Origin of the sequence: Mesorhizobium cantuariense, from assembly GCF_042647205.1 — a bacterium.
Lineage (GTDB): Bacteria > Pseudomonadota > Alphaproteobacteria > Rhizobiales > Rhizobiaceae > Mesorhizobium > Mesorhizobium cantuariense.
This window is the reverse complement of sequence record NZ_JBHRVD010000001.1, coordinates 964,639-981,642: the sequence shown is the minus strand read 5'-3', so window position 1 is coordinate 981,642 and position 17,004 is coordinate 964,639. Positions and strand designations below refer to the sequence as shown.

At 62.8% G+C, this 17,004-nt stretch carries 14 protein-coding genes, 1 tRNA gene and 1 pseudogene; 7 read left to right on the top strand and 9 right to left on the bottom strand.

What is annotated here, in order from left to right; all coding sequences use genetic code 11:
- Position 1: 1 nt before the first annotated feature.
- From ACFOJ9_RS04625 to metH, 5 genes are all read right to left on the bottom strand, one after another.
- A complete protein-coding gene (locus ACFOJ9_RS04625) occupies positions 2-394 on the bottom strand; it encodes a type II toxin-antitoxin system VapC family toxin (RefSeq protein ID WP_378977126.1) in 393 nt (130 codons plus the stop codon).
- Positions 394-636 carry a type II toxin-antitoxin system VapB family antitoxin gene (locus tag ACFOJ9_RS04620; protein ID WP_378977124.1) on the bottom strand — a complete coding sequence of 81 codons (243 nt, stop codon included), beginning with the start codon at positions 634-636 and terminating at the stop codon, positions 394-396. The genes ACFOJ9_RS04625 and ACFOJ9_RS04620 overlap by 1 nt, the downstream gene beginning before the upstream one ends.
- A 66-nt stretch (positions 637-702) precedes the next feature.
- Positions 703-2,016, bottom strand: coding sequence for an NAD(P)H-dependent oxidoreductase (locus tag ACFOJ9_RS04615; RefSeq protein ID WP_378977122.1), 1,314 nt, complete (start codon positions 2,014-2,016; stop codon positions 703-705).
- A gap of 83 nt (positions 2,017-2,099) precedes the next feature.
- Positions 2,100-3,494, bottom strand: a complete 1,395-nt coding sequence (locus ACFOJ9_RS04610) for a multicopper oxidase family protein (protein WP_378977120.1) — start codon at positions 3,492-3,494, stop codon at positions 2,100-2,102.
- A 161-nt stretch (positions 3,495-3,655) separates the two neighbouring features.
- Positions 3,656-7,465 (bottom strand): methionine synthase, encoded by a 3,810-nt coding sequence (gene metH, locus ACFOJ9_RS04605; protein WP_378977118.1) that lies wholly within the window; start codon positions 7,463-7,465, stop codon positions 3,656-3,658.
- An 87-nt stretch (positions 7,466-7,552) separates the two neighbouring features.
- Between metH and ACFOJ9_RS04600 the strand changes: the two are divergent.
- Positions 7,553-7,679 (top strand): annotated as a pseudogene (locus tag ACFOJ9_RS04600) (3-oxoacyl-ACP reductase); the annotation flags it as partial.
- A 32-nt stretch (positions 7,680-7,711) separates the two neighbouring features.
- Here the strand turns inward: ACFOJ9_RS04600 and ACFOJ9_RS04595 are convergent.
- Complete coding sequence (locus tag ACFOJ9_RS04595; protein ID WP_378977116.1) at positions 7,712-8,530, bottom strand: alpha/beta fold hydrolase; 819 nt, start codon at positions 8,528-8,530, stop codon at positions 7,712-7,714.
- 190 nt (positions 8,531-8,720) lie between these two features.
- Between ACFOJ9_RS04595 and ACFOJ9_RS04590 the strand changes: the two genes are divergently transcribed.
- From ACFOJ9_RS04590 to ACFOJ9_RS04570, 5 genes are all read left to right on the top strand, one after another.
- Entirely contained in the window at positions 8,721-9,974 is a 1,254-nt protein-coding gene (locus ACFOJ9_RS04590) for an ABC transporter substrate-binding protein (RefSeq protein WP_378977114.1), read from the top strand.
- Positions 9,975-9,977: 3 nt separating this feature from the next.
- A complete protein-coding gene (locus ACFOJ9_RS04585) occupies positions 9,978-10,715 on the top strand; it encodes an ABC transporter ATP-binding protein (RefSeq protein WP_378977112.1) in 738 nt (245 codons plus the stop codon).
- Positions 10,712-11,425: an ABC transporter ATP-binding protein gene (locus ACFOJ9_RS04580; RefSeq protein WP_378977110.1), complete on the top strand. Its 714-nt coding sequence runs from the start codon at positions 10,712-10,714 to the stop codon at positions 11,423-11,425. Before ACFOJ9_RS04585 ends, ACFOJ9_RS04580 begins: the two co-directional genes overlap by 4 nt.
- A 112-nt stretch (positions 11,426-11,537) precedes the next feature.
- Positions 11,538-12,413 carry a branched-chain amino acid ABC transporter permease gene (locus ACFOJ9_RS04575; RefSeq protein ID WP_378977108.1) on the top strand — a complete coding sequence of 292 codons (876 nt, stop codon included), beginning with the start codon at positions 11,538-11,540 and terminating at the stop codon, positions 12,411-12,413.
- Positions 12,410-13,444, top strand: coding sequence for a branched-chain amino acid ABC transporter permease (locus ACFOJ9_RS04570; protein WP_378977106.1), 1,035 nt, complete (start codon positions 12,410-12,412; stop codon positions 13,442-13,444). The genes ACFOJ9_RS04575 and ACFOJ9_RS04570 overlap by 4 nt, the downstream gene beginning before the upstream one ends.
- A 494-nt stretch (positions 13,445-13,938) precedes the next feature.
- On the opposite strand, the gene ACFOJ9_RS04565 is transcribed toward ACFOJ9_RS04570, so the two are convergent.
- The 3 genes from ACFOJ9_RS04565 to ACFOJ9_RS04555 form a co-directional block, all read right to left on the bottom strand.
- Positions 13,939-15,255 carry a M20 family metallopeptidase gene (locus tag ACFOJ9_RS04565; protein WP_378977104.1) on the bottom strand — a complete coding sequence of 439 codons (1,317 nt, stop codon included), beginning with the start codon at positions 15,253-15,255 and terminating at the stop codon, positions 13,939-13,941.
- Positions 15,256-15,297: 42 nt separating this feature from the next.
- The gene (locus ACFOJ9_RS04560) at positions 15,298-16,203 is read right to left on the bottom strand and encodes a MurR/RpiR family transcriptional regulator (protein ID WP_378977102.1); all 906 of its coding nucleotides are present in this window, start codon (positions 16,201-16,203) and stop codon (positions 15,298-15,300) included.
- A gap of 233 nt (positions 16,204-16,436) precedes the next feature.
- Positions 16,437-16,511: transfer RNA gene (locus ACFOJ9_RS04555), tRNA-Thr, on the bottom strand.
- Positions 16,512-16,672: 161 nt separating this feature from the next.
- On the opposite strand from ACFOJ9_RS04555, the gene ACFOJ9_RS04550 reads away from it, so the two are divergent.
- Positions 16,673-16,867 carry a hypothetical protein gene (locus ACFOJ9_RS04550; RefSeq protein WP_378977100.1) on the top strand — a complete coding sequence of 65 codons (195 nt, stop codon included), beginning with the start codon at positions 16,673-16,675 and terminating at the stop codon, positions 16,865-16,867.
- Positions 16,868-17,004 lie beyond the last annotated feature (137 nt).

Sequence of the window (17,004 nt, the reverse complement as noted above, 5' to 3'; positions counted from 1 at the left end):
GCTAAGCGAGATCCGTATGCGAGACGTCATTGCCCTTGTAGAGCAACACTGAGCCGTGGCTCTTCGCGCAAGCATAGGACAGGCAATCGGCGAGATTGAGCTGGGCGGGATGCCCTCGTCCCTTTCCATAGTCTGAAAAGGCCTGGACCGCGAGCTTGGCGTCACCAGCGTCGATCGGCACGATTTCGATTTCGGCTTCACGCAGAAAAGCCTCTATCGCCGCTTCAGCGACAAGAGGCTCGACGGCAAGCATGGTGGAGAGCCGCATTGCCGCTTCGAGCACTACCAGCGCAGAGGTTATCTTGCGCGGTGCTGCCCCGATGCGGTTGCTCCACTCGCGGGCATCCCCTTCTTCCGAAAGTATTGCGACAACCACGGAGGTGTCTACAAACATCAGGGATGTCCCCACATGTCGTCGATCTCATCTTTGGCCACAGGCCGGCCGCCCTGGCCGGCTCTGGCTTTGAGATCGCTGGCAATGGCAGCCAGTCGGTCCGCCAGGGGAATGAGTCCCCCTTCCCGCTTCAGTTCGGATTCAAGCGCTTCGATGACCGCCTCAGTCATGGAAATCTTACGTTTGGCGGCGAGCCGCCGTGCCAGTTCACGCGCACGCGGATCCCTGATCTGGAGATTCATTGGCCTGTCCTTAGTGACATTTGCCACTACAACATAGTGTATTTGTCATGACAGCGCCATAACGGACTATTTTCCGTACAGCATCTCGTCCTGCAGCCGGCGCAAGGCGAACAGTCTCGTCGTCTGGTCGGGCGACGCATTGTCGGCGGTCAGCAACTCGCCTTTCCTGACCGGCCTCAGCACCTTGCCGCCCTCGAGCAGGCCGACCGGCACGGCGCGCTGGGCGCGGGCTTCGCTGACGGTCATGGTCCAGGAACGGTAGCAGGTCTCGCCGATCGCATCGAAGGTCTCGCCGGTGGCAAGGTCGCGCTTGGCGACGGCGCACACTTCGGCCACCGGCCTTGGCAACGGCACCATGTCGGGCTTGCCGAAAAGCATGATGCGGGCGGCGGTCAGCGGCACTTCAAGCGAGGTCAAATGATAGGGCCGGAACAGGCTGTAATAGGGGCCGTGGCCTATATGCAGATCGTCCAAGCGCTCGATGATGCGCGGATGCGTCGCCTCGACGATGACGAAGACGCCGGGCGCGACGCCCTTGCCGACCGTGTAGTCGACGACGCCTTTCTTCAGCAATAGCCCACCATCCTCGCGCGGAATGAGCACCTTGGCGAGGTCGTCGCGGTCGGCCTTCGGGCCGTGCATGCCGGGCACATCCGGCACCAGCCCGGTGGCGTTGGCGATGGCGCACATCTCGACCATGGTTTTCGAACCGTCGACGAACTCGACCAGCATACGCGGGTTCATGTTGCGGCGGATCGCTTCCGCGCGATAGTCGTCCGGCACGGCGTCGTGGTTGAGCGGGTTGTTCTTGCCCTTGCCGGCCGAGACGATGGTTAGCCCGAGCGCCGACGCGAACTCGATCAGCTCCATGCAGCTCGACGGCTCGTCGCCCGCACCCACCGAATAGACGACGCCAAGCCGGTCGGCTTGCTGCTTGAGATAGCAGCCGATGGTGACGTCGGCCTCGACGTTCATCATCACCAGATGCTTGCCGTGCTCCATCGCCTTCAGGTCGAAATCGGCGGCGACACCCGGCTTGCCGGTGGCGTCGATGACGACGTCGATCAGCGGATTGGTGACCAGCATCTCGTTGGAGGTGATGGCGATCTTGCCGTTTTCGATGGCGCCGGTGACCTTCGAGGCGGTGTCGGCCTCGACCGCCATGGCTTCGTCGCCATAGGCGATGCGGATGGCATCGCGCGCGGTGTGCGGGCGGCGTGTCGAGACGGCGCAAACCGAAATGCCCGGCATCAGCATGCCTTGGGTGACCAGATCAGTGCCCATCTCGCCCGAACCGATGACGCCGATGCGCACAGGGCGGCCCTCGGCGGCACGCCTGGCGAGATCGCGGGCAAGGCCGGTCAGGGCGACATTGGTCATGCAGGTTGTCCATGTTTCTTGATTTGGAGGCGGCAATAGCAGGGAACCGCCCCCTTTTGCCAACGAAACCGTCGGGCGCGGCTTCACACCACCCTGACGTAGCTCGTCATTCCCGATTTCTGATGCTCGATGATGTGGCAGTGCAGCAGCCAGTCGCCGGGATTGTCGGCGACGAAGCCGAGTTGAACCTTCTCGTTGGGCTGGATGAGATAGGTGTCGGAAATCACAGGCTGAACCTGGCGCGTCGAGGATGACAGCACCTTGAAGCTCATGCCGTGCAGATGCATCGGATGGGATTGCGGCGTCAGGTTCTCCATGTCGATGACATAGCTCCTGCCAAGCTTCAATTCGGCCAGCGGTGCGGTCGGATCCGGCGTATCGCCGGGCCACGGCACCTTGTTGATGGCCCAGAAACTGTAGCCAAGCGAACCGCAGATGCCGTCGCTCGGGATGTTTTCCGCCGTGGCGCTGAGCGCCAGGGAAATGTGCTGGGCGCTGGTGAGATCCACCTCCGCCACCGGATTGACCTCCAGGGGTGCAACATCGCGAATGTCGCGCTTGAGGGAGTTTCCTGTCGCGCGCACGGTCGCCAGGATTTTTGGCTTGGTGCCCCTGACGTCCCTCAGGCTCACGATCGCACCCTCGTCGTCGGGCATGCGGATGGCCAATTCCATGCGCTGGCCGGGTCCAAGCAGCAAGGCATCGGGAGAAAAACGCTGCGGTACCGGGTTCCCGTCGAGCGCAATGACGGTTGCCTCGGCGCCGTCGACGCGAAAGGCATAGATGCGGGTGACGTCGGTGATGGCGACCCTGAGCCGCACCAGTCCGCCAGCCGGCGCGTCATATTGCGGCTGATCGAGCCAGTTGGCGGTGCGCATCGTGCCGTAGGTGCCGGTTTTTGCGGCATCGCGTGGCCGGAACTGGTCGATGAACTGGCCGTCGTCGCCGAGGCGCCAGTCGCGCAGATTGACGACCATTTCGGCATCGAATTCCGGATCGCCGGGGTTTTCGACCACGATCACGCCCGTCAGGCCGTGGCCCATCTGCTCCAGCGTGTTGCAATGCGGGTGGTACCAGAAGGTCCCGGCGTCGGGCGGGGTGAAGGCGTAATCGAAATGATCGCCGGTGTAGACGTAGGGCTGGACCAGGAACGGGACGCCGTCCATCTTATTTGGAACGCGAATGCCATGCCAGTGGATCGTCGTCGGATCGTCGATCGCGTTGACCAGGCGGGCCGTGAAGGGCTCGCCCTTTTTCATTCTGAGCACGGGCGGCATTCCGGCATTGCCATAGGTCAGCACATCCCTGGTCTGGCCGACATCCATCAGCTTCGCCTGGATTTTTGCCGTCTGCAAAACCACCGGCTCAGATGTGGCAGCGGCCCAGCCGCCAAGTCGACCCAGTGCAGACAACCCGATCCCGCCCGCGCCGGCAACCGCAGCCGTCTTCAAAAGTCTGCGGCGTGTGAGTACGGTCATTCGGCGCTCCAACTGCAAAGATGGCTGCCTTGGGTTTATCGCTGTCCTGGATCATGGGCCAGCCACCAGCGCAGAGCCCGATATTGGCACATCGTGTCTCGACGATGTCATGGCGATGTGTGGTTGCCGTCTGGCCTCGCCGACAAGAGAACTTGCGGCCGCTATTCAGCCGCCTCGGCATAGTGTGCCGGCACGTAGTTGAGGATGGGTCCGAGCCAGCGCTCGACCTCGGCCAAGGGCATGGCCTTGCGGCGCGCATAATCCTCGACCTGATCGCGTTCGACCTTGGCGACGCCGAAATAATAGCTTTCGGGATGCGACAGATAGATCCCCGACACGGACGAGCCCGGCCACATCGCATAGCTTTCGGTCAGGCTCACGCCCGCATTGCCCTCACCGTCAAGCAGCCGGAACAGTGTGGCCTTTTCGGTGTGGTCGGGCTGCGCCGGATAGCCGGGCGCCGGGCGGATGCCGCGATAGGGTTCGCCGATCAGCTCGTCGGGCGCCAACGATTCGTCTGGCACGTAGCCCCAGAACTCCTTGCGCACCTTCTCATGCATGCGCTCGGCAAAGGCTTCGGCGAAGCGATCGGCCAGCGCCTTGACCATGATCGACGAATAATCGTCATTCGCCCGCTCGAAACGCTCGGCGATCGCCACCTCCTCGATACCGGCGGTGACGATGAAGCCGCCGATATAGTCGGGCTTGCCGCCGTCGGCCGGCGCGACAAAATCCGACAGCGCGACATTGGCCTTGCCGTCGCGCTTGGTCAGTTGCTGGCGCAGGGTGAAGAACGTGGCCAGTTCCTGCGAGCGTGCCTCATCCGCGAACAGCCTGATGTCGTCGCCGACGGCATTGGCCGGCCAGAAACCGATGACGCCGCGCGGGGCGAACCATTTTTCGGCAATGATCTTTTTCAGCATCGCCTGCGCATCCTCGAACAGTTGGCGCGCGGCGGCACCTTGCGCCTCGTCTTCGAGGATCTTCGGATAGCGGCCCTTCAACTCCCAGGTCTGGAAGAACGGTGTCCAATCGATGTAGCGTGCGAGTTCCGTGAGATCCCAGTTCTCGAACACCTTGACGCCGGTAAAAGACGGCTTCGGCGGCTCATAGGCAGACCAGTCGATCTGGTGCGCATTAGCCCTCGCCTTGGCCAGCGGCAGCCGCTGCTTGTCGGCTTCGGAGCGGGCATGCGCATCGGCGACCTTCTTGTATTCGCCGCGCACGGTGTCGACATAGCCGCCCTTGGTCTCGTTCGACAGCAAGGACGAGACGACGCCGACCGCCCGGCTGGCGTCGGTGACATAGACCGTCTGGCCCTTGGTGTAGCGCGGGTGGATTTTCACCGCCGTGTGCACGCGGCTGGTCGTCGCGCCGCCGATCAGCAGCGGAATGTCGAAGCCTTCGCGCTCCATTTCGGCGGCCATGTGCACCATCTCGTCGAGCGACGGGGTGATCAGGCCGGACAGGCCGATGATGTCGACATTTTGGTCGCGCGCTGTCTGCAGGATTTTCGCTGCCGGCACCATGACGCCGAGATCGATGATCTCGTAATTGTTGCAGGCGAGCACGACGCCGACGATGTTCTTGCCGATGTCGTGGACATCGCCCTTCACCGTCGCCATCAGGATCTTGCCCGCCGTCTGACGCTCGCCATTGTCGATGCCGTTGGCGGCATTGGCCAGCTTCTCAGCCTCCATATGCGGCAGCAATCCGGCCACCGCCTGTTTCATCACCCGCGCGGACTTCACCACTTGCGGCAGGAACATTTTTCCGGCGCCGAACAGGTCGCCGACGACGTTCATGCCGGCCATCAGCGGGCCTTCGATGACATGCAGCGGACGCTCGGCGGCCAGCCGTGCTTCCTCGGTGTCGGCGTCGATGAATTCGGTGATGCCGTTGACCAGAGCATGGCTGATCCGCTGTTCGACCGTCCATTCGCGCCAGGCGAGATCGCGCTCCTTGGCCTCCTGGCCCGCCGTGCCCTTGAAGCGTTCGGCAATCTCCAGCATGCGTTCGGTGGCGGTGCCGCCGGCCTTGGGCACACGGTTGAGCACGACATCCTCACAGGCCTCGCGCAGCGCCGGCTCGATCGTGTCGTAGACGGCGAGCTGACCGGCATTGACGATGCCCATGTCCATGCCGCGCTGGATGGCATGGTAGAGGAACACCGCATGCATGGCCTCGCGCACCGGCTCGTTGCCGCGGAACGAGAAGGACAGGTTCGACACGCCGCCCGAAATGTGGACATGCGGCAGCGTCGCGGTGATCTCGCCCGTCGCCTCGATGAAGTCGACGCCGTAATTGTCGTGCTCCTCGATGCCGGTGGCGACCGCGAAGACATTGGGGTCGAAGACAATGTCCTCGGGCGGGAAGCCGGCCTGCTCGGTCAGGAGCTTGTAGGCGCGGGTGCAGATTTCGACCTTGCGCGCCTTGGTGTCGGCCTGGCCGTCCTCGTCGAAGGCCATGACGACCACCGCCGCGCCGTAGGCCCGCACCAGCCTCGCATGATGAAGGAACGCAGCCTCGCCTTCCTTCATCGAGATGGAGTTGACCAGCGGCTTGCCCTGCACGCATTTCAGCCCGGCCTCGATGATCTCCCACTTCGAACTGTCGACCATGACGGGAACGCGGGCTATGTCCGGCTCGGCGGCGATCAGGTTGAGATAATCAACCATCGCCTTCTTCGAATCGATCAGCCCCTCATCCATGTTGATGTCGATGATCTGGGCGCCATTGGCGACCTGGTCGCGCGCCACGTCGAGCGCGGCGACATAGTCGCCCGCCGTGATCAGCTTCCTGAATTTGGCCGAGCCGGTGACGTTGGTGCGCTCGCCGACATTGACGAAGGGAATCTCGTCGGTGAGCGTGAACGGCTCCAGCCCAGACAGGCGCATCCTGGGTTCGATGTCCGGAATGGCCCGTGGCGGATATTTCTTCACGGCTTCGGCGATGGCGCGGATGTGCTCCGGCGTCGAACCGCAGCAGCCACCGACAACATTGACCAGTCCCTCGCGGGCGAAATCCTCGATCTGCGCGGCCATGAATTCCGGGAATTCGTCATACCTACCGAATTCATTGGGCAAGCCCGCATTCGGATAGGCGCAGGTGAAGGTGTTGGCGACGCCTGATATTTCGGCCAGATGCGCACGCATGGCATTGGCGCCGAGCGCGCAGTTGAGGCCGATGGTAAAGGGGCTGGCATGGCGCACCGAATGCCAGAAGGCGGTCGGTGTCTGGCCCGACAGCGTGCGGCCGGAGAGATCCGTGATGGTGCCGGAGATCATCACCGGCAGGCGCACGCCCTTCTCGTTGAAGATCTCTTCCGCTGCGAAGATCGCTGCCTTTGCGTTCAGCGTGTCGAAGATGGTCTCGATCAGGATGATGTCGGCGCCGCCATCGATCAACCCACGCAGCTGCTCGCCATAGGCGAGGCGTAGATCGTCAAAGGTCACCGCGCGGTAGCCGGGATTGTTGACGTCGGGCGACATCGAGGCGGTACGGTTGGTCGGCCCCAGCGCGCCGGCGACGAAGCGGCGTTTGCCGTCTTCCTGCTGCGCCCTCACCGCTGCGCGCCGCACCAGCCGCGCGCCGTCGCGGTTCAACGCATAGACGGCATCTTCCATGCCGTAATCGGCCTGGGCGATCGAGGTCGAAGAGAAGGTGTTGGTTTCGAGGATGTCGGCGCCTGCGATGGCGTACTGATAGTGGATCTCCTCGATCGCCTTGGGCTGGGTCAGGATCAGAAGGTCGTTGTTGCCCTGCTGGTGGCAGGCGCAGCCGGCGAAGGCCTCGCCGCGGAAATGGTCTTCGTCGAAGCCGAGCCCCTGGATCTGTGTGCCCATGGCGCCGTCAAGGATGAGGATGCGTTCGCGCGCCGCCGCAGTGAGCGCCGCAAGCACCTCCGACCCGTCCGGCTTTGCCGCGACGGGGCCGAACAAGTCGTCCAGCGGTGCAGAATTCTGCGACATTTTTTATCCCTTTGGCGACAAGCCTTTTCATGTCACATAAGGATATCTTTATGTCAATATACGGCAGATACTCGCCATTGTCACGCGTTCGTTGCCGAGCCGGACTTTCACGCCCATGTGCTGGGCCACATTCAGCTCGGCCGCATCGGCCTCGCTGGCCGCGTCGATGATCACCGGCGCCAACATTCTGGTCGATGGCGGCTGGTCGGTGGCGGCTGGTCGGTGGCGCAGGCCTTTCGGACGAACCTATGCTTTGTCGACGCTTGCCAGGAAGCGGGCAAAGATCGGATCGAAGCGATCCGGCGAATCCCAGAACGGCGCATGGCCGGATTTGTCGAGCAGGTGGGCCTTGCCTTCCCATAGATTGGAGAATTTCACAGCCGAGACGAAATCGGTGTCGACGAAAGGCTCGTCGATGCCATTCAGAACGGCGATCGGCGGCGTCTTGCCGGCGACGATCTCGCGCTGGTTCCTGCCGGTGCCGGCCGCGAACTTCTCGAACATCAGGCGCCGCGCCCGCCCGTCGGTGCGCGCCACCGTGTCGATGAGAAACGGTTCGAACGGCTCGCCGCAGGTGCTGCGCGCATAGGCCTCAACATCGTCCGCGCTGAAGGTTTCCTGTCCGGCAAGGTGCATATGCGGGCTTGACTTGAAGCCGTTGCCGACCTCCTCTGGCGATACAGGCGGCGTGCCGGTGATCATCAGCCCGAGCAGGCCGGGAAAGCGGTCGATCATCTCCAGCCCGATATGGCCGCCGAGCGACCAGCCGAAGACGATTGCCTTGTCGATACCGAGCAGCCCGAGCACTTCGGTCATGGCATCGGCATAGCCTTCCATGCTGTAGGAGCGCTCCGGATCGATCGCATCGCCAGACGCTCCGTGGCCGGGCAGATCGGGAGCGATCATGTGGTAGCGCTCGCCCAATGGGCCGTCCAACTGGTTGCGGAAAACGGCGCTGGAAGACGAATTGCCGTGGATCAGCATGACAGCGGTTCCCTGGCCGCTGGTCTGGCGCACCGCGATCTTGCCGTGGCTGGTTTCAAGGGTCTTCTGCGAGATCGTCATTGTCCGCTCCGTCTGGGATTGCCCTGTTTTGAAGCAGTTGCGCAACAAAGCGCCACTGTTTCCCGTGTCCCCGCCGCAAACATTTCCCGGTCAGGTTGCGCTGAAAAATCCTTTTCAAATAAGAACAATTATGCGTAGATTGTCAATTATCCAACTCCCGATGAACGGGAGGAAAACAGGGAACAGCACGATGAAACCCAAATCCGCCGCAAGTCGAATCCGCCATATGCTGATGAGCACGACGCTGATCGGCATGTTTGCCGCATCAGGCGCCCCCGCCTTCGCCGATGTCGTCAAGATCGGCCTGCTTGCGCCGCTGACCGGCCCTGCCGCTGCGGATGGCCAGGAATTCCAGCGCGGCGTGCAGATGGCTATCGACGAGGCCAACGCGGCCGGCGGCGTTGCCGGGGACACGTTCGAACTGGTGGTCGGCGACGTCAAGGATCAGTCCGCAGGCAACGTCACCAGCGCAGTCGAGCGCCTGCTTGGCGATCCGGGCGTGCATTTCATGCTGACCGGCTATGCCAGCCTGACCAATTTCGAGATCGACAACATGGCCGAGGCGGAGATGCCTTACATGCTCGCGGCAACCTCGCAGCAGACCAGGGACATCATCGCGCCGAGCCCTGACAAATATATGTGCTGCTGGTCGCTGACGCCTTCCTTCGACGCCTACAACACCGACGTCACCCTGTTCGTCGAGAAGCTCGCGGCCGACGGCAAGATCACCTTGCCGACCAAGAAGGTCGCCATCATCTCGTCCGACAACGCCTATTCGAAAACCATCTCCGAAGGCATGAAGAAGACCTTCAAGGAGAAGGGCTGGACCATCACCGTCGATGAGATCGTGCCGTTCGGCGAAGTGACCGACTGGCGCTCGATCCTGGCCAAGGTGCGCGAGAACGTTCCCGATGTCGTTATCAACACCGACTATCTGCCGGGCAATTCCGCATCCTTCCTCAACCAGTTCCTCGAACAGCCGACCAAGAGCCTCGTCTTCCTGCAATACGCGCCGAGCGTGCCGGAGTTCGTCGAGCTGACCGGCAAGAAATCTGACGGTGTCATCTACAATCTGCTCGGCGGCGCGCTGACGACGCCGAAGAACCCGCGCGCCGATGAGGTGGCGGCCAAGTTCAAGGCAAAATACGGCGTCGAGAGCGGCACCTATGGTGTCGGCCTCTACGAAATGACCAATGTCTATTTCGACGCGATCAAGAAGGTCGGCGGCGCATCCGACCATGCGGCGATCATGAAGGCACTGTCGGAGACCGACAAGCAGGTCGCTGAAGGGCGGCTGAAATTCGATCCTGCCACCCACCTTGCCACACAGGGCGACGACTATATCCCGATCACCTTCTTCCAGATCTGGGACGGCAAGCGCACGCTGATTTCTCCGGAGAAATACGCCACCGGCGCCTTCAAGCTCCAGCCCTGGATGCAGTGAGGAATGGCCCTGCTTGAACTGGACGACGTGTCGAAGGCCTTCGGTTCGCTGAAGGCCGTCGATGGCGTGTCGTTCAAGGTCGAGGCCGGCGAGATCTTTGGCATCGCCGGCCCGAACGGCAGCGGCAAGAGCACGCTGTTCAACATCATCACCGGCATCCCGTTCGGCCCGGACCGGGGCAGCATCCGGTTTGACGGAAATGCCATCAACGGCAAATCGGGACACGCCATCGCGGGGCTCGGCCTTGCCCGTACGTTTCAGCGCGAGACCAGCTTCGACGGGCTGACCGTGTTCGAGAACGCGCTGATCGGCGCCAGCTACGGAAAGCAGGAAAAAACGGCTGCCACGGCGCGCAATGCGGCCGCCGAGGCGTTGGAATTCGTCGGCCTGGGATCCGCATCTTTTGGCAGGCTTGCCGGCGAACTGTCCGTGTTCGAGCGCAAATGCCTGATGCTAGCCACGGCGATTGCCATGCAGCCGCGCATGCTCTTGCTCGACGAACCGGCGTCGAGCCTGACCAAGCCCGAGATCGAGACATCGATCGGCCTGATCCGCCGCACCGCCGGACGCGGCATCACCATCCTTCTGATCGAGCATGTGCTGACCTTCCTGATGAGCCTGTCTCAACACCTGCTGGTGCTCAACAATGGCCGCATCCTGGCCGCTGGCGATCCGGCAGGCGTGATCGCCGACCCGCACGTCATCGAAGCCTATCTCGGCACGAGGAGGTCGGCGGCGTGAACCCCATTCTCAGCGTCGAAGGCGTCACCGCCGGCTATGGCCGCGTCACCGTGCTGCACGACATCTCGCTGGAGGCCGGCCGCTTCGGCAATGTCGGCCTGTTCGGCCCCAACGGCCATGGCAAGACGACGCTGCTGCGCGCGATCTCCGGGTTGTTGCAGCCGAAGAGCGGCCGCATCCGGTTCGACGGACAGGACATTGCCGGCCACAGCGCGCGTGCCATCGTCGGCGCCGGCCTGATCCATGTGCCGCAAGGCAACCGGCTGTTTCCGGATCTCTCGATCGCCGACTGCATGGCGCTCGGCGCCTATTCGCCGCGAGCCCGGCCGCATGAGGCGGAGAATCGCGAGAAGGTGATCAAGCTGTTCCCCAAACTGGCGGAACGCTGGCGCCAGCGCGTGCGCACGCTGTCGGGCGGCGAGCGCCAGATGGTGTCGATCGGTACCGCGCTGATGAGCCATCCGCGCTTGCTGATCCTCGACGAACCGACCCTTGGGCTGGCGCCCAAGATCAAGGACGAGCTCTGCGCCTCCGTCATGGACATTTCGCGCGGCGGCGTGCCGCTCATCGTCGTCGAGCAGGACATCGAATTCCTGCTGGAGCTGACGCAGCAACTCTATCTCGTCAATCATGGCGCGGTGGCGACCGAGATCAAGCCGGGCGAAAGCCTCGACCACGGCGAGATCATGTCGATGTATTTTGGCCATTAGAGCGGGATGCAATTGAATTGAACCTGGCATCCCGCTCTATCGATTTGTTTTTGCCGCATTTCTGCGACGCCAAGCGATGCCGCTTGGCTGCAAAATGCTCGAGGATCCGAAAATGAGCGCATTGGCGGAAATCCTGTTCGGCGGCCTGTTCCAGGGCTCCCTCTACGCCATGATGGCAGTCGGGCTCGCGCTCGTCTGGACGACGATCGGCGTGTTCAATTTCAGCCATGGCGTGTTCATGATGCTGGGCGCCTACATCGCCTGGCAATTGGTCGAACTCGGCCTGCCTGCGATGATCGCCTTTCCGATCGCCGTCGTCGTCATGGCCGGCGTCGGCTGGATCCTGCAGGCGAGCGTCGTGCGGCCGCTGATCGGGCGGCCCAACATCGTATTGGTCGTCGTCATCACCACGCTGGCGGCCGGATCGCTGATCGAGAACGGCGCCTTGACCGTCTGGGGGCCGCGCTCCAAGCAGATCCCCGCTTTGATCGCCGGCAATGCCACCATCGGCGGCGTCGGCGTGTCGCTGCACCAGATCGCCATCATCGTCATCACGCCGCTGATCCTGGCCGCACTGTGGATGTTCCTCAATCGCACGCGGCTCGGGCTGGCGCTGCGCGCCGTGGCGCAGAACGAAGATGCCAGCCACCTTGTCGGGCTGAACGTCACGGCGCTCTACGGGCTGGCCTTCGCCATCGCCGCCTCGCTGGCCGGGCTCGCCGGCATCTTCATGGGCGGCTATCGTTTCATGTCACCGGTGATGGGCAGCGATCCGCTGCTCAAGGCACTGATCGTCGTCGTTTTCGGCGGCATATCGAGCATTTCGGGACCGATCTTCGCCGCCTATCTGATCGGCTTCTTCGAGGCCGCCTGCAGCTATTATTTCGGCCTCTACTGGACGCCGGCATTGCTGTTCGGCGTGCTGATCCTGACCCTGATGGTGCGCCCCGAGGGCATTTTCGCCAGCCGCTCCCGAGGCCTCGCATGACCGACACGACATCATCGATCGCCCTTGGCCGCACAGAGACGGCGATCCCGATCGCTCCCGGCCGCACGCCGTGGAAGCAGGAGGCCATCGGCTTCGTGCTCGGCTTCGCGCTGCTGGCGCTGCTGCCGCTAATCTTCGGCGACACCTATGCCCGCCACATCCTGATCATGGCCTTCATCTACGCCATCGTCGCCTCGAACTGGGATCTCAGCCTCGGCTATGGCGGCGTCTTCAATTTCGGCCATCTCGCTTTGTTCGGCATCGGCGTCTATGCCTACAGCCTGCTGACCAAGCTGGCCGAATTCGACCCGTGGATCGCGCTGTTTGCCAGCGGTGTCATCGCCACGCTGGCAGCGATCCTGGTGACCATCCCGATCCTGCGGCTGAAGGGCATCTACATCATCCTGGTCACCTTCGGCTTCGCCCAGCTGGTCATGCAGGTGATCATCAGCCAGTCCGCCATCACCGGCGGCACGCAAGGGTTGGTCCGCATTCCCGGGCTTTACGTCTTCGACCACAACATGGTCCGCGACGGCAAATTCGCCTATTTCTACATCGCGCTGGCGTTGCTGGTGGCGAGCACGCTGTTCCTGCGCGTGTTCGTGCGCTCGCGCGCCGGGGCCAGCATCGTCGCCTTGCGGGACAATGAGGAATACGCCATCAGCCGCGGCGTCTCGATCGTGCGCCAGCGCATGCTGACGCTTGCCGCGAGCGCCTTCTTCACCGGCATTGCCGGCGCCTTCTACGCCGCCTATCAGCGCAATGCCTCGATCGACGTCTTCGGCATGAGTCTGGCGACCATCATCCTGTCGATGGTGCTGCTTGGCGGCACCAGCACCATTTACGGCGCCATCATCGCCTCTTTCGTGCTGACGATCTTCGCCGAATGGATGGCCGATTTCGGCGCGTGGCGGCCGATGATCACGGCGGTGCTGATCATCGGCGTGATGCTGGCCTACCCGAGCGGGCTGGTCGGCATGATCAAGGCTTCATGGGGCGCCGTCGCCGGACGCTTGAAGCGCCCGGCCTGACGGTTTCGGAGCAGGATCAATCTGCCGAAGTCGGCGCGGCCCCTCATTGCCCTGTCGGGCATTTCCCCTCCGCAGGGTTGTGCCTGTCTTGCGGCGGCTGCGCGTTGGCGAATGGCTTCCCCCACTCCGTCGCTGCTTCGCAGCGCCACCTCTCCCCCCTCCGGAGGGAGAGGAAGGGCGCCAAGGCTGGTGAACTCGCGCCTTTCCTCTCCCCCGATCGACGCTAGGGCATATACATATCTCGGTGCGGCGGATTGACTCGCCTTGGCTGGGTCGGATTCCGCGAATGCCTGAGATATGTATATGCCCTAGCCTCCGGAGGGAGAGGAAAGGAGCCAACCTTGCTAAAGCTCGCGCCTTTCCTCTCCCTCGTCGATCGAGGGAGAGGTGTCCAGCGAAGCTCGACGGAGTGGGGGGCGACCTTCCATCAAAGCAATGCTTCCGCCTGATTGGGCAGCGCAAACGTGAACCGATTGCCCTGATGGCGCCGCCGTTCAACGCACGCCGCACCAGTCGATGACCGACGCGGCGATCACCTTGGCGGTCTCGACCACCGATTCGACTTCGACATATTCGTCGGAACCATGAAAACCGTCGCCCGACGGACCGAAGATGACACCGTCGACGCCAGCACCGGCATAGTGCGCGGCATCACACACAGCGACGAAGCCGCGCGCCTGCGGCGCCTTGCCGACCATGGCCTTGCGCTTCATCAGCGAGGTCACCAGCGGATGATCGACCGGCGTGTTCATCGGCGGGAAATACAGCCCGCCGAGTTCCCACTGGATCGCAGGCGGATTGTCGCGCAGCCACGCATCGGTCTGCGCGAAATGATGGACGAAAGCCTCGAAGTCGCGGCGATAGTCGGCCGAGTTCTCGTCCGGCAGGAATTTCATATCGAGGTCGAGCACCGCGACATCGGGAATGATGGCCGGGTTGGTCATCACCGTCGGCAGGCCGTGTTCGCCAAGGCCGGTGCCGCCATGCATGACGCCGATGTTGATGGTGTTCATGCCGAGCGGCAGCAGCGGATGGGATCTCGCCCGCGTGCGGTCCAGCTCATACTGGCGCACGGCGCCGATGAAGCGGGCGGCGATCTCGATCGCGTTGACGCCCGGCTCCAGCCGGTCCTTGTCGTGGCGCTGCGGATAGATCTCGTTGTAGCGCAGTGCCGAATGGGCGTTGCGGCCACGGATCGTCACCCGCGCCCATTCGAGCCCGCCTTCGACCGGCAGGACATCGCCCCAGGTCGGTTCGGCGACCAGCACCGCCTTGGCGAGCTTGCCCTTCTTGACCGCATCCATGGCGCCGAAGCCGCCGGCTTCCTCATCGACGACGGAGTGGATGGCCAGCCGGCCTTGCAGCGTGATGCCCGCCTTGCGGATCGCATGTGCGGCAGCGACGCAAGCGGCGACGCCGCCCTTCATGTCGACGGCGCCGCGGCCATAGAGGCGGCCATTGGTGATCTCGCCGCCGAACGGATCGACCGACCAGTCCTTCATCGCGCCGACCGGCACGACGTCGATATGGCCGCACAGGATCAGACTGCGGTCCTCGTCGCCCGCCCATTCGCCGACCAGATTGGGCCGGCCGGGCAAGGCATCCCATTGTTCAGTCTTGAAACCGTCCTGCTTGAGGATCGGCTCGAGCAGCGCCTGGACATCCGCCTCGCGGTTGATCGCCGGATTGGGCTCGAATTTGGGGTTGACCGAGGGGATACGGACCATGTCGCGGGTCAGCCCGATCAACCAGTCGCGATCGGCCTCGATCTGAGCCTGCACGGCGTCGATGATGGCTTGGTTGTCAGGCATTGGCGGTTCCTTCCTTGCATCGCGGCGCCGGGCGCATCGACGCTATTTCCTGGTGGTTTTTGGTTTGGCGGCGTCATCCGCCGCAGGCGACAGCATGGCATCGAGGGTGACCGCGTTGGCGCTGCGGATCTTCTCGATGTCCTCGATGCGCTTGCGCACCCCGGCGCCATGGCCTTCCAGCGCATGGGCAAAGACGGTTTCCATCTGGGCAACGGCGGTCGCCAGCGTGTCAAAAGGCGAATTGGCGTCGATCGCCGCGACCATGGTCAGGTCGGCGATATCCGATATAGGCGACAGCCACACATCGGTGAACAGCAGGATGGAAACGCCACGTTCCTTTGCCTGCTGGGCAAAACTCACCACATCCGACTGATAGCGCCGATAGTCGAAGACGACGAGAAGGTCGCGCTTGCCAAGGTCGATCAACAGGTCGAAATCGGCCGGGCTCAACGAACCGATGTCGCGCACGCCGGAGCGGAACTGCAGGAGGTAGCCGGCAAGCATCGAGGCGATATGCCGGCTGAACCGGCCGCCCAGCAGCACGACCTGGCCCTTGCTCTCGAGCAGCATGTTGACGGCGCGCGTATAGGCCTGCACCGGCACCGCCGTGCGCGTGCGCTCCAGGCTGTCGGAAACCGAATGGAAATAGGCGAGTGCGGTGCCTTCGCTGGAGCCGCCCGGACGCTTGGCCTCCATCATCAGAAGCGGCGAATGCAGCCTGGATTCGACTTCGGTGAGCAGGCGTGCCTGGAAGTCGGCAAAGCCGACATAGCCAAGCTTGGTCATCAGCCGCGTCACGCTCGGGTCGCTGACACCGGCCCGCCGCGCCAGCCGGGTCGCCGTACCCAGCCCCGACATCGGATAGTCGGCAAGCAGGACCTGAACGATCTTCTCTTCCGCGGAGGTGAACGCCACGGTCGTGTTGGCCAGTTCTTCACGGATGGACATGGTCATCGCCTATCGCTGACGGAAGACGATTATCTTACAATTTTGTGAAATGGTGTCAAATCTGGAAAAATTTTTACAGGAATGATCCGAGCCGCGGAAACAGCTCACATCACGCCTTGCCTGCCACCGACGGATTCCCGAGGCTAACATGATAGTCGATATAGTCGATGCCCGCCTGATCCGTGGCTCGGGTGGCAGGTGGTGTCATCAGCCGATGATTTGGAGAGATCAACTGGTGCTGCGAGAGAGGATTGAACTCTCGACCTCTCCCTTACCAAGGGAGTGCTCTACCACTGAGCTACCGCAGCCGCTGATGGCGGGGCTTCTGCCATATCGAACCGGCAAGCGCAAGGCCAAGTGCAACGCTTCTGTGAAAGGCTTTGCCGGATAGCTTTCGACGACATGGCCGTGCCACAATGTTGGCTATCCCTGATTGGCGGGCAGGCTGGTCGCCAGCCGGGACGGGACGATGAACGACAAGGTAATTCCAGTGAAAAAGGATGGTCCAGCGAAAAAGGGCGGCGCCAACCGCAAAGATCGGCTCGCCGAGCAATTGCGGGCCAATCTGCAGAAGCGCAAGGCGCAGTCGCGCTCGCGGCGCACCGGCGACGCCGACCAGCGGCCGGACGGGCTCGCTGCATCGAAGGAAATACAAAAAGATTAACTCAAATCGGCCACTCTTAGGTTCGGAAACGAGGAAATCCTATTTCTTGAACCAGCCTAATTCTTGAACCAGATTGGCCAATGGTCTAGACGGGCCGCTACTCAAACGATTGAACCGGCCTTTTTCGGCCGAGAGGG

Coding starts and splice junctions, on each gene's coding strand:
- ACFOJ9_RS04625 (WP_378977126.1), bottom strand. CDS start 394: ATGTTTGTAGACACCTCCGTGGTTGTCGCAATACTTTCGGAAGAAGGG.
- ACFOJ9_RS04620 (WP_378977124.1), bottom strand. CDS start 636: ATGAATCTCCAGATCAGGGATCCGCGTGCGCGTGAACTGGCACGGCGG.
- ACFOJ9_RS04615 (WP_378977122.1), bottom strand. CDS start 2,016: ATGACCAATGTCGCCCTGACCGGCCTTGCCCGCGATCTCGCCAGGCGT.
- ACFOJ9_RS04610 (WP_378977120.1), bottom strand. CDS start 3,494: ATGACCGTACTCACACGCCGCAGACTTTTGAAGACGGCTGCGGTTGCC.
- metH (WP_378977118.1), bottom strand. CDS start 7,465: ATGTCGCAGAATTCTGCACCGCTGGACGACTTGTTCGGCCCCGTCGCG.
- ACFOJ9_RS04595 (WP_378977116.1), bottom strand. CDS start 8,530: ATGACGATCTCGCAGAAGACCCTTGAAACCAGCCACGGCAAGATCGCG.
- ACFOJ9_RS04590 (WP_378977114.1), top strand. CDS start 8,721: ATGAAACCCAAATCCGCCGCAAGTCGAATCCGCCATATGCTGATGAGC.
- ACFOJ9_RS04585 (WP_378977112.1), top strand. CDS start 9,978: ATGGCCCTGCTTGAACTGGACGACGTGTCGAAGGCCTTCGGTTCGCTG.
- ACFOJ9_RS04575 (WP_378977108.1), top strand. CDS start 11,538: ATGAGCGCATTGGCGGAAATCCTGTTCGGCGGCCTGTTCCAGGGCTCC.
- ACFOJ9_RS04570 (WP_378977106.1), top strand. CDS start 12,410: ATGACCGACACGACATCATCGATCGCCCTTGGCCGCACAGAGACGGCG.
- ACFOJ9_RS04565 (WP_378977104.1), bottom strand. CDS start 15,255: ATGCCTGACAACCAAGCCATCATCGACGCCGTGCAGGCTCAGATCGAG.
- ACFOJ9_RS04560 (WP_378977102.1), bottom strand. CDS start 16,203: ATGTCCATCCGTGAAGAACTGGCCAACACGACCGTGGCGTTCACCTCC.
- ACFOJ9_RS04550 (WP_378977100.1), top strand. CDS start 16,673: ATGAACGACAAGGTAATTCCAGTGAAAAAGGATGGTCCAGCGAAAAAG.